At 65.4% G+C, this 11,883-nt stretch carries 10 protein-coding genes; 6 read left to right on the top strand and 4 right to left on the bottom strand.

Annotated elements, in window-relative coordinates:
• Positions 1–58: 58 nt before the first annotated feature.
• From ispD to thpR, 3 genes are read left to right on the top strand one after another with little or no spacing between them, the layout of a single operon-like run.
• Positions 59–751 (top strand): 2-C-methyl-D-erythritol 4-phosphate cytidylyltransferase, encoded by a 693-nt coding sequence (gene ispD, locus EPD81_RS00340; RefSeq protein WP_142803470.1) that lies wholly within the window; start codon positions 59–61, stop codon positions 749–751.
• Positions 748–1,236 carry a 2-C-methyl-D-erythritol 2,4-cyclodiphosphate synthase gene (gene ispF / locus EPD81_RS00335; protein WP_142803469.1) on the top strand — a complete coding sequence of 163 codons (489 nt, stop codon included), beginning with the start codon at positions 748–750 and terminating at the stop codon, positions 1,234–1,236. The genes ispD and ispF overlap by 4 nt, the downstream gene beginning before the upstream one ends.
• Positions 1,229–1,765: an RNA 2',3'-cyclic phosphodiesterase gene (thpR, locus tag EPD81_RS00330; protein ID WP_142803468.1), complete on the top strand. Its 537-nt coding sequence runs from the start codon at positions 1,229–1,231 to the stop codon at positions 1,763–1,765. Before ispF ends, thpR begins: the two co-directional genes overlap by 8 nt.
• Positions 1,766–1,781: 16 nt before the next feature.
• Here the strand turns inward: thpR and EPD81_RS00325 are convergent, their stop codons facing one another.
• The 3 genes from EPD81_RS00325 to EPD81_RS00315 all read right to left on the bottom strand — a co-directional run bounded on the left by EPD81_RS00325 (position 1,782) and on the right by EPD81_RS00315 (position 4,228).
• Complete coding sequence (locus tag EPD81_RS00325) at positions 1,782–2,231, bottom strand: host attachment protein (RefSeq protein WP_142803467.1); 450 nt, start codon at positions 2,229–2,231, stop codon at positions 1,782–1,784.
• 261 nt (positions 2,232–2,492) lie between these two features.
• Positions 2,493–3,290: a zinc-dependent peptidase gene (locus EPD81_RS00320; protein WP_142803466.1), complete on the bottom strand. Its 798-nt coding sequence runs from the start codon at positions 3,288–3,290 to the stop codon at positions 2,493–2,495.
• Between the two features lie 2 nt (positions 3,291–3,292).
• The gene (locus EPD81_RS00315) at positions 3,293–4,228 is read right to left on the bottom strand and encodes a DMT family transporter (protein WP_142803465.1); all 936 of its coding nucleotides are present in this window, start codon (positions 4,226–4,228) and stop codon (positions 3,293–3,295) included.
• A gap of 46 nt (positions 4,229–4,274) precedes the next feature.
• On the opposite strand from EPD81_RS00315, the gene EPD81_RS00310 reads away from it, so the two are divergent.
• Positions 4,275–6,458, top strand: coding sequence for a bifunctional (p)ppGpp synthetase/guanosine-3',5'-bis(diphosphate) 3'-pyrophosphohydrolase (locus EPD81_RS00310; protein ID WP_142803464.1), 2,184 nt, complete (start codon positions 4,275–4,277; stop codon positions 6,456–6,458).
• Between the two features lie 11 nt (positions 6,459–6,469).
• On the opposite strand, the gene ppk1 is transcribed toward EPD81_RS00310, so the two are convergent.
• Positions 6,470–8,557, bottom strand: a complete 2,088-nt coding sequence (gene ppk1 / locus EPD81_RS00305; RefSeq protein ID WP_142803463.1) for a polyphosphate kinase 1 — start codon at positions 8,555–8,557, stop codon at positions 6,470–6,472.
• 119 nt (positions 8,558–8,676) lie between these two features.
• Here ppk1 and EPD81_RS00300 point away from each other — a divergent pair, with 119 nt between their 5' ends.
• The gene (locus EPD81_RS00300) at positions 8,677–10,206 is read left to right on the top strand and encodes a Ppx/GppA phosphatase family protein (protein WP_221928762.1); all 1,530 of its coding nucleotides are present in this window, start codon (positions 8,677–8,679) and stop codon (positions 10,204–10,206) included.
• The gene (locus EPD81_RS00295; protein WP_142803461.1) at positions 10,187–11,830 is read left to right on the top strand and encodes an acyl-CoA synthetase; all 1,644 of its coding nucleotides are present in this window, start codon (positions 10,187–10,189) and stop codon (positions 11,828–11,830) included. Before EPD81_RS00300 ends, EPD81_RS00295 begins: the two co-directional genes overlap by 20 nt.
• Positions 11,831–11,883 lie beyond the last annotated feature (53 nt).

Here is an 11,883-nt window from a genome sequence, read left to right as displayed (position 1 = left end):
CCGGCTCATTATAGTTCGCGCGGCAAAGGGGGGCGGAAAAAGTGCAAAAGGAAGGATCATGCGGGTGACGGCCATCGTGCCGGCGGCCGGAGTGGGGCGGCGCAGCGGTTTGGCTTTGCCCAAACAATACGCCGATCTCGCCGGGCGGCCGCTCTTGTGGTACACGCTCGCACGCTTGGCCGAACCCGAATGGATCGACCGCGTGCTCGTGGCGCTGGCGGTCGACGATGCCCACTGGCGCTGCTACGATTGGTCGGATCTGGGGCCCAAGATCGAGCCGCTCTTCTGCGGCGGCCCCACGCGCAGTGCGACCGTGGGCAATGCCTTGCGCGTGCTCTCCGCCCGCGGGGCGAGGTCCGACGACTGGGTGATGGTGCACGATGCGGCGCGCCCCTGCCTGCGCGGGGAATACCTGACGCAATTGGCCGAGGTGCTGGGGTGCGACGAGGTGGGTGGTCTCCTCGCCGTGCCGGTCGCCGATACCGTCAAGCGCGCCGATGCCCGCGGCCGTGTTGCTGCGACCGTGCCGCGTGAAGGGTTGTGGCTCGCCCAGACGCCGCAGATGTTCCGCTTCGCCGTATTGCGCATGGCGCTCGAACGCCATCCCGAAGTGACGGACGAGGCGAGCGCCGTGGAGGCGATGGGTTTGGCGCCGAAACTGGTGGAGGGCGATCCGATGAACCTGAAGGTGACGCGGCCGGGCGATCTGGCGCTCGCCGCCGCGATCCTGAGGCTGCAGGAGGAAGCATGATCCGGGTGGGGTTGGGGTTCGACGTGCACGCCTTGGTGCCGGGCAGGCGCTGCGTGATCGGCGGGGTGGAGATCGCCCACGCCGAGGGCTTGCTCGGGCATTCGGACGCCGACGTGCTGCTGCACGCGGTCACCGATGCGGTGCTGGGCGCGGCGGGCTTGGGCGACATCGGTTCGTGGTTTCCCGACAGCGATGCGCGCCATGCCGGTGCCGACAGCCGGGGGTTGCTCGCGCAGGCCTGGGCGGCGGTGCGGGCGGCGGGATGGCGTCTGGGCAACCTCGACGCCGTGGTGATCTGCCGTCGGCCGCGCATCGCCCCTTGGGTGCCGCAGATGAAGGCGACGATCGCCGGCTTGCTCGACGCCCCGCCGGCCGCGATCCAGGTGAAGGGCAAGACCACCGAGGGGCTCGGTTTCACCGGCCGCGGCGAAGGGGTGGCGGCCCAGGTGGTGGTTTTGCTCGAAGGCGAGGGGGGCCGTGCCTGACGACGTACGGCTTTTCTATGCACTGTGGCCTCCGCGAACCTGGGCGCAGGCGTGGTACGAAGCGACGCGCCGTTGGGCGCGAGGGCGAACGGGCGTGAAAGTCGTGCCGCCCGAACGGCTGCATCTGACGCTCGTTTTTCTCGGGGAGGTGCCGCGTGAGCGCCTGGGTGCCTTTCTCGCACTGGGCGCGGCGATGGGCGCTCCGCCGGACGAACCGCTCGTGCTCGAGCGTTTCGAGTGTTGGGCGAAACCCAGGGTGGCGTGCTTGAGCGGCCCGCCGCCGCAAGGCGCATGGGCGCGTTTCGTCGAGCGTCTGACCCGGGAATCGCGCGCTTTGGGTGCAAAGGTGGAACATCGGCCGTTTCGCCCGCACGTGACGCTCGCGCGAAAAGTAAGCCCCGAAGCATTCGACGCCTCGGGGCTTGGCGTGTGCTTGCCGATCCATTGGCCCGCCGCCGGTTTTCGCCTGATCCGCTCCGAATCGGGGCCAGAGGGACTGCGCTATCTGACGGCGGGCGAATTTTCCTGAACCGGCTCGATGTGGCTCATGCGGGCGGCAGCAGCGCCTCGGCCGCCTTCTCGGCGATGGTCTTGTCGTCGGCCTTGGTGTAGTCCTTCTCCACGTCGCGCACCAGGATCTTGCGCGTGGGCTCGTCGAGGTGCTCCTTGACCATCGCCAGGAAGTTCGCCGGGCCCATCAGGATGATTTGCTCGAGTTGATGCTCGAGGCGAGCCTCCCGCAGCCGGCGTGCGATATCGATTGCAAAGCGAGCTGCTTCCACTTTCTTGGGTGGAAGGGGGGGCTCACCCGTGTGCGGTGGCTTGTCGCTACCCGTTCCGGGAAAAGGAAGGTTGTCGGTGATCAATTCGCGGGTGGGCAGGCGGCTTTCGGGGTGTTCGTGGGTCTCGATGAGCTGCACACCGGACTTGAAGCCGAGGAATTCGTAGAACTTGGCCACGCTCGCATTGGCGACGAGAACCCAGGTTTTTTTCATGTTTCGGCTCCTTTTTATGGTATATGAATCTAACGGTGCGTGTGCGGGACGATGTCCTCCTTGGTTAGGTTAGGCGGTTTCGCGGTAAAAGTCCAGGGTGCCTCGACCAACCTGCTGCGCGGTCCATGACGGCTTTCTCTGATGCCGGATACTCGCTTGGCTTGCCTATCCAGATGGAGCGTCGCATCTTGCGCTTCGAGTGCCTTGCCAGGTAAGCGTGCGCGAGGGGTTTTTCGCACTGCCTTCCACGCCAGAGAGGGGTCAGGGGGATCGCGTCGTGTGCGGGCCATGGGGGGTGGCTCTGTCGGATGGAGAGGGATACATCCCATAGACCTCACACAGGGCGGCGAAAAGGGCCGGATCCCAGGCGGCGAGCGCTTCCGGTTGAGCGAAGAAAGTCTCCGTCGCCACGGGAAAGAATTCTTCCGGCCCTTCTTCGGCATAGGGGTCGAGCGGTGGGGACTTTCCGGCATCGAGCTCGTCTTGCAGCCGCCGCAGCGCGTCTTCCATCACGCTTTCCCAGCGGGCGCGCGGCAGGGAGGGCGGCAGGAGCGGCACGCCGTCGAGCGCCCCGTCGGCGAGGTCCAAACGGTGGGCGAATTCGTGCAGCACCACCTGCATCCCTTCCGCCTCGCCCGCGCCCCAGCTCACGATGACCGGGCCGCCTTCCCAGGTTTCGCCGTAGAGTTCGTCGTCGAATTCATGCACCAGCCCGATCTCGTCGGCGAGGTGGCGGCGCACGCGAAAGGGTTCGGGATAGACGATGACCCCGACGAAGTCGTCGTAGATGCCCAAGCCCGTGCGGTGGGCCACCAGCGCGGCCTGCCAGGCGATGCTGCCGGCGATCAGGTCGGTGATGAGTAGCCCGTGCGCCCCGTAGAAGGTCTTGGTGGCGAGGAAACGGGCGGCGAGGCGACGTACCCGCTCGTGCGCCGTCGGAGGGATGTTGCGTAAAAAAGGGAGGGTGCTCTCGACTGCTTTCCAGAAAGTCTCGTCCGGTTCGGCATGTTCCCGGCGCGAACGCCAGAGGCGGCGCAAGGCATCGATCCAGGTAGGCATGGTCAAGCCCTTTCGTTCCGGCTCTGCGGTACGCGCACCCGACCCGTGGCGAGCAGGATTCCGGCAAGGATGGCGACGATCCCCACGGCGTGATACCACGCCGGCCGCTCCCCGAGAAAAATGAAAGCAAAGAGCGGCGTGAGTGCGGGCATCAGATGCAGGAAGAGGCTGCCGATACCGGGACCGACCACCGCTACGCCGGCGTTGTAGCACACCATGCCGAGAAAGCCCGGAAAGATGCCGACATAGACGATGGCGAGCAGCGGTTCGAGGTGCCAGCGCAGCGGCGGACCATTGCGCCATTCCCACAGTCCGAAAGGCAACAGCACGAGGATGCCCACGGCGATGAACACCGCCAGCTGTGCCATGGGATCGATCTCCGTCGGCCGGCGGTGCAGCGCCACGGTGTATACGCCCCACACCGCCACGGCGCCCAGCATCCACAGGTCGCCGCGGTTGAACGACAGCGAGGCGAGCACGCCCCAGTGCCCTTGGGCGACGATGGTGAGCACACCGGCGAGCGAGACCAGCACGCCCAGCATCTGCCGACGCGTGAGGCGATGCCCGAGCACGGCGGCGGCGAGCAGCATCGTCGCCACCGGCGTGAAGGAATTGAGCATCGCCGCGTTGGTTGCGCTCGTGTGCCGTAGCGCCAGGTAGGCGAATGTGTTATAACATCCTACTCCCAGAATCCCCAGAAGCGCCAGGATCGCCCAATGCCGGCGTACCGCCGCCCATTGTCGCCGCAGCGGCGGCAATGCCCAGGGCAGAGCCAGGAGGAAGGCAACGATCCAGCGGCCCAACGCGAGCGTCACGGGGGGAACCTCGTCGCGGATCGCTCGTCCGACGATCATGTTGCTCGACCAGAAGGCTACGGCGAGGGTAAGCAAGAGGTAGGGATGGGCAACGGCAAAAGAGGGCGCGCGGCGCTCGCGCATCGAAATCTCCCCGCTTACGGTTCCAAGGATAGTTTCGCACGAAATCATGGTCGCCACTCAACTGACGCTCGCCGCCCAGGCGCCCGATCTCGCGCTTGCCGCCCTCACGGAGGGTTTGTCCGTCGAACAGGCCGAGGCGGTGCGCGAGGCCCATGAGTTCGCCCGGGGCGTGTTCGCCGAGCTACGTTTGTCTACCGGTGAACCGGTCTTCGATCATGCGGTGGCGGTGGCGCTCATCGCCGCCGAACTGCGGCTCGACCCGGCCTCGCGCATCGCCGGTTTGCTCTACGCCGTGCCGGTGCGGGCGCCGGAGCATTTCGAATGGGTTACGGCGCGCTTCGATGCCGACGTGCCACGGTTGCTGCGCGGCCTGCAGCGCCTCGAAGGCTTGCGCCTGCCGGCGGGGGCGGACGACGCGGCTCAGACCGAGACGCTGCGCAAGATGTTGCTCGCACTGGTCGAGGACATCCGCGTGGTGCTGCTGCGTCTGGCCTCCCGTCTGCAGACCCTGCGCTGGTTCGCCAGCGTGGGCGAAGAGACCACAGCGCGGGTAGATTACGCCCGCGAGAGCCTGGCGCTCTATGCGCCGCTGGCGAACCGCCTCGGCGTGGGGCAGATCAAGTGGGAGATCGAGGACCTCGCTTTTCGCTTCCTCGAACCCGAGACCTACAAGCGCATCGCCCGCCTGCTCGACGAACGCCGGCTCGAGCGCGAGGCGTTCGTCGCCCGCGTGGTGCAGCGGCTCTCGGCCGAAGTGGCGGCGCTCGGCATCGCCGGTGCCGAGGTCTATGGTCGCGCCAAGCACATCTACAGCATCTGGAACAAGATGCGCAAGAAAGGGCTCGATTTCTCGCAGGTCTACGACGTGCGCGCGGTGCGGGTGCTGGTACCGGCGGTGGCCGACTGCTATGCCGTCTTGAGCCGCGTACACGAACTGTGGCCGCCGATTCCCGGGGAGTTCGACGACTACATCGCCCGACCCAAGCCGAACGGCTATCAATCCTTGCACACCGCCGTGCGCGCCGAAGACGGCCGGCCGCTCGAAGTCCAGGTCCGTACTTTCGAGATGCATCGCCATGCCGAATTCGGTGTGGCGGCGCACTGGCGCTACAAGGAAGGGGCGGCCAAGGTCTCGCCCTACGACCAGAAGATCGCCCTTCTACGCTCGCTGCTTGCCTGGCGCGACGAGGTGGTCGATAGCAGCGAATGGGCCGATCGCGTGCGCCATGCGGTGCACGACGATGCCATTTTCGTGCTCACTCCCACCGGTCGAGTCATCGATCTGCCCCAAGGGGCCACGCCGGTCGACTTCGCCTACCGTATCCACACCGACGTCGGCCATCGCTGCCGCGGCGCGCGCGTCGACGGTCAGCTCGTGCCGCTCGACACCCCTTTGCGTTCGGGGCAGACGGTGGAAGTGATCACTGCCAAGGAAGGCGGTCCTTCGCGCGACTGGCTCAATCCGGCGCTGGGCTACGTCAAAACGAAGACGGCGCGCGCCAAGATTCGTGCCTGGTTCGCCCTGCAGCAGGAGGCGGAGCTCCTTGCCCGCGGGCGCTCGCTGGTGGAGCGAGAACTGCAGCGCGAGGGGCACGGCCGCACCAATCTCGAGAAACTCGCCGAGCGGCTCGGGTTCAAGTCGCCCGAGGCGCTTTACCGCGCCGCCGCCCGCGGCGAGGTCGGGTCGCGGGCCATCGTGCAGGCGCTGCAGCCGGTAGGGGTCGAATCCTCGGCCGAAGTGGTCACGGTCCCGCTCCAGGCACCGTCGGCGCGCGCGAGCGGGGCGGTCCTCGTGGGCGGGCAAAGCGGCCTTCTGACGGCTTTGGCGCGTTGCTGCCATCCCATGCCGCCCGACGAAATCGTCGGTTTCGTCACGCGGGGCAGGGGGGTGACGATCCACCGCGCCGATTGTCGTGATCTCCTCGAACTGAGCCTGCGCCACCCCGAACGCCTCGTGGACGCGCAATGGAACGAAGTTGCCGGGGTTGGTGCCCGCCGCGCCTATCCGGTCGAGATTCAGGTCGTGGCGCACGACCGCCAAGGGTTGCTGCGTGACGTGAGTGAAATCTTTACCTTGCAGCGCCTCAACGTCACGGCCGTGCAGACCGTGACCACGCAGCACCGTGCGCGGATGAACTTCACCGTGGAGACGCCGGACGCCGAGCGGCTCGCCAGCGCGATCGCGGCGCTGCGCACCGTACCCGACGTGCTGGAAGTACGCCGCCGCTGATCGGCGGGGCGTTATACGGTCTTGGCCAATTCCTGCAGCAGGATCTCCTGCGCCGCCCGACGCTGCCGCCGGGCGTGCTTCAGGCGGTAACGCCCGTCGACGTCCAGTTCCCAAGCTTGGGCGTTGTCGAGGAGATAGATGCGCAATCCCTCCTTGATGACGCGGCGCTTGAGCTTGGGGTCGAGCACGGGAACGGCCACCTCGACGCGACGGAAAAAATTGCGCTCCATCCAGTCGGCGCTCGACAGATACACCTTCTGCTCGCCGTCGGCATGGAAATAGAAGATGCGGTGGTGTTCGAGGAAACGCCCGACGATGGAGCGCACGCGGATGCGCTCGGAGAGCCCCGCTACGCCGGGGCGCAGCGCACACGCGCCGCGCACGATGAGATCGATTTCCACCCCTGCCTGGGAAGCCTCGTAGAGCGCTTCGATCACCTCCGGCTCGAGCAGGGCGTTCATCTTGGCGATGATGCGCCCCTTGCGACCGGCAGCGGCGGCGTCGGCTTCGGCGCGGATGTGCGCGAGCACGTTCTCGTGCAGAGCGAAGGGCGCCTGCCACAGATGATGCAGCTTGCCCGGCTTGCCCAGACCGGTGATCGAATCGAAGATCTCGGAGACGTCCTGCCCGATGACCTCGTCGGCCGTCATCAGGCCGAAGTCGGTGTAGAGACGGCTGGTGCGGGGATGATAGTTGCCCGTGCCGAGGTGGCAGTAGCGTCGCAGTTTGCCTTCCTCGCGGCGCACGATCATCAAGAGCTTGGCGTGCGTCTTGAACCCGAAGATGCCATAGACCACGTGTGCCCCGGCGTCGTGCAGCCGGTTCGCCCATTGGATGTTGGCTTCCTCGTCGAATCGCGCCATCAGCTCCAGCACCACCGTCACTTCCTTGCCCCGTTGCGCGGCGCGAATGAGGTGCTCCATCAGCACCGAGTCGGTACCGGTGCGGTACACCGTCATCTTGATGGCCATCACGTTGGGATCGTCGGCCGCCACCTTGAGGAAGTTGATCACCGGTTCGAAACTCTCGTAGGGATGGTGCAGCAAGACGTCCTGGCGGCGCAGGACGCGGAAGATGTCCAGCGGTCGCGAGAGTTCGCGCGGGATGCGCGGCTGGAACGGACGGTATTTCAGATCCGGTCGGTCGACCAGGTCGGGGATGGACATGAGCCGCACCAGATTGACGATGCCGGGCACGCGGTAGAGGTCTTTGGGTGTCAGGTGGAAATGCTCCAACAGGAACTGCGCCATCTGCTCGGAGCAATTCTCGGCCACCTCCAGCCGTACCGCGTCGCCGAAGTGGCGGTGCTGCAGTTCTTCCTTGAGCGTGTCGCGCAGGTCTTTGATTTCTTCTTCGTCGAGGAAGAGGTCGGAGTTGCGGGTGACGCGGAACTGGTAGCAGCCCTTGATCTCCATGCCGTGGAAGAGCAGATCGACGTGCTCGTGGATCACCGCCGAGAGGAAGACGAAGGTGTAGGGGTGCTCGCTCACTTCTTTGGGCAGGCGGATGACGCGCGGCAGCGCCCGTGGGGCCTGCACGATGGCGCGCCCCGAGGCGCGTCCGAAAGCGTCGGTTCCTTCGAGCTCGATGGCGAAGTTGAGGCTCTTGTTGAGCACGCGAGGGAAGGGGTGCGCCGGATCGAGCCCGATGGGGGTGAGCAGTGGTTGTACCTGGGTGCGGAAGTATTCCTCGATCCAGCGCCGTTGTGCCTCGTTCCACTCGTTTCGGCGCAGGAAGACGATCCCTTCCTTGGCCAGAGCGGGCAGGATTTCATGGTTGAGCAAGGCGTATTGCCGCGCGACGAGGGAATGGACCTCGGCGCTGATCTGCTCGAGCAGATCTTCGATCGGGATGCCGTCGATGCCGGGGCGAGTCACTCCCTGGCGCCGTTGCTCTTTCAGACCTGCGACGCGGATCTCGAAGAATTCGTCGAGGTTGCTCGAAACGATGCACAGAAAACGCAGACGCTCGAGCAGCGGTATCGAGGTTTCGGCGGCATTGGAGAGCACGCGGCGTTGGAACTGTAATAGCGACAGGTCACGGTTGAAGAAGTGTTCCGAGGGGAAGGTCTTCGGCGGTCGCTGGAGGAATGCGGGCATGCGTCGCTCCGGGGTCGATGCGGGTGGATTACTTTTCACCTGGATCATATCGCGTTCCCGCATCCGCTTCCATCGCATCGGCGTTACAATTCCTTCCTTCATTGCCCGAGGGTCCAGGTTTGTTCTCGCATCTGGCTGCCGTCGATCTCGGCTCGAACAGCTTTCGCCTCGAAATCGCCCGCGTAGACGGGGATCTGCTCTACCCCGTCGATGACCTCAAAGTCTCCGTGCGCCTTGCTGCTGGGCTCGGAGCCGACAAGCGGCTGGATGCAGCCTCCTTCGCCCGCGGCTTGGCGGCTTTGGCTGGATTCGCCGAGCGGCTTCGGGGATTTCCTCCCGAGGCGGTGCGCACCGTGGGCACGAACGCCCTGCGGGTGGCACGCAACGCCCCTGAATTCGTCCTTCAGGGAGAAGGGGTGCTCGGCCATGCCATCGAGATCATTTCCGGAAGGGAAGAGGCACGCCTCATCTACTTGGGCGTGGCGCATGCCGTGCCCGATCCCCAGCGTCAAACCTTCGTCATCGACATCGGTGGCGGCTCGACCGAGGTGATCATCGGCCGCGGTTTTCAGCCCATTTTGCTCGAGAGTCTCTACATGGGCTGCGTCTCTCATAGCCTGCGTTTCTTCCCCGATGGCAAAATCACCGAGGGGCGCTTTCGCGCGGCGCGGCTCGCGGCCGCCAAGGAGATCGAGGCGATCGCGCACCCCTTCCGGACCTTGGGGTGGGAGAGGGCCGTGGGTTCTAGCGGATCGGCCAAGGCGATCCGCGACGTGCTCGTCGCCCAGGGGTGGAGTCGAGACGAAATTACGCGCAATGGGCTGAAGCAGCTGGTCAAGGCCCTGGTAGACCTGGGTTCGATCGACGCCCTCGCCCGGCTCAAAGGGCTAAAACGCGATCGCCAGCCGGTTTTTCCCGGGGCGGTGGCGATCATGGCCGCAGCTTTCGAGGTGTTGGATCTGGAATCGATGCGATTCTCCGAAGGGGCTTTGCGCCTGGGAGTCCTCTACGATTTGCTCGGTCGCCATCACCACCAGGACATCCGTGAATCCTCGGTCGAGCGATTCATGGAACGCTATGGCGTGGATCGTCTGCACGCCGGCCGTGTAGAGACGACCGCCCTCGGCCTCGCACTCGATTTGCGGCCCGAGCTCGCCTTCGAGGAGCACCCCGACCGACGAATGCTCTCGTGGGCAGCGCGTCTGCATGAAATCGGGCTATCCATTGCCCACGCCAGTCATCACAAGCACGGCGCCTACATCCTCGCGCACGCCGATATGCCGGGTTTTTCCCGCATGGAGCAGGCACAACTCGCCCGCCTCGTCTTGAGCCATCGCGGCAAGCTCGATCGGCTCGCCGAACTCCCACCCGGTTCTCCGCACTGGGATCTCATTTTTGCGCTGCGCATCGCCGCCGTGCTGCATCGGGCCCGCGACGGCAAGTGCTTCGAGCGCCTGCGCGCGAGGCGCGAAGGCAAGGGCTATGCCTTACAATTGCCGGCTGCTTTCCTGCGACGCCATCCGCTCACCCGCGCCGCCCTCGAAGACGAGACCGTGCAATGGGCGAGCGTCGGCATGCCGCTGCGCCTCGACCCGCTTTCCGAAACACTCAACCACCCAGGAGAACGACATGACGGTCAACCCCTATGAGATGGGGCTGGACAAGACCCCGGCCAACTACGTGCCGCTCACGCCGCTCACCTTCCTGTCCCGCTCGGCCTACATCTACCCCGAGCGCACCGCCGTCATCCATGGCAAGCGCCGCTATACCTGGAAACAGGTCGAGGAGCGCGCCCGGCGGCTCGCCTCCGCCCTGCGCCAGCTCGGGGTGAAGAAGAACGACACGGTGGCGGTGATCCTCAACAATACGCCCGAGATGTACGAGTGCCATTTCGGCGTGCCCGGCTGCGGCGCGGTGCTCAACACCATCAACATCCGGCTCGACCCCGAAACCGTGGCTTTCATCCTCAACCACGGCGAGGCCAAGGTGCTCATCACCGATCGCGAGTATTCCAAGATGGTGAAAGAGGCGATCCGCATCGCCCATCGCCCCGATCTCTTCGTCATCGACGTGGACGACCCGGAATACACCGGCCCCGGCGAGCGGCTCGGTCGGATCGAGTACGAGGAATTCCTCGCCCAGGGCAATCCCGACTTCGTCCTCGAATACCCCCAGGACGAATGGGACGCGATCTCCCTCAACTACACTTCCGGCACCACCGGCAACCCCAAGGGCGTGGTCTATCACCACCGCGGGGCCTATCTCAATGCCTTCAGCAACATCGTCTCCTGGGGAATGCCGCCGCACTCGGTCTATCTGTGGACCCTGCCGATGTTCCACTGCAACGGCTGGTGCTTCCCCTGGACCATGGCCGCCAACGCCGGCACCAACGTCTGCCTGCGCCGCGTCGATCCGCGCCTCATCCTCGAGCTGATCGCCGAGCACAAGGTGACGCACTACTGTGGTGCGCCCATCGTACACTCCATGATCGCCAATGCTCCCAACACCTGGCGCAAGGGGATCACGCACAAGGTCTCCGGCTTGGTGGCTGCCGCGCCGCCGCCGGCGGCCATGATCGAAGCGATGGCCAAGATCGGCTTCGACATCACCCACGTCTATGGGCTCACCGAAACCTACGGGCCGGCGGCGGTGTGCGCCAAGCACGAGCACTGGGCGAGCCTGCCGCTCGAAGAGCAGGTGCGGCTCAATGGTCGCCAGGGCGTGCGTTACCACGCCCAGGAGGCCATCACGGTCATGGATCCGGACACTATGCAGCCGGTGCCCTGGGATGGCGAGACCATGGGTGAGATCATGTTCCGCGGCAACCTCGTCATGAAGGGTTATCTGAAGAACCCCAAGGCGACGGCAGAGGCTTTCCGCGGCGGTTGGTACCACACCGGCGATCTGGCCGTGATGCAGCCCGACGGTTATGTCAAGATCAAGGATCGGGCCAAGGACATCATCATTTCCGGCGGTGAGAACATCTCCTCGATCGAGGTCGAGGACGCCCTCTATAAACATCCGGCGGTGGTGGCCGCGGCGGTGGTGGCTGCGCCCGATCCGAAGTGGGGCGAGGTGCCCTGCGCCTTCGTCGAGCTGCGCGAAGGCGCGGCGGTGACCGAAGAGGAACTCGTGCAGCACTGCCGAAAGCTGCTGGCCGGTTTCAAGGTGCCCAAGCGCTTCGTCTTTGGGCCCGTGCCCAAGACGTCGACCGGCAAGATCCAGAAGTACCTCCTGCGCGAGCAGGTGAGATCGCACGCAGCGTTCGAGTGAGCTCGATCCCACCCCGCGTTGCACGCATACCACAAGCGCGGAATAAGGGGGCG

The sequence above is a fragment of the Tepidiphilus sp. J10 genome (assembly GCF_006980785.1).
Classification (GTDB): Bacteria; Pseudomonadota; Gammaproteobacteria; order Burkholderiales; family Rhodocyclaceae; genus Tepidiphilus; species Tepidiphilus olei.
This window is presented reverse-complemented; position numbering and strand designations above follow the sequence as displayed.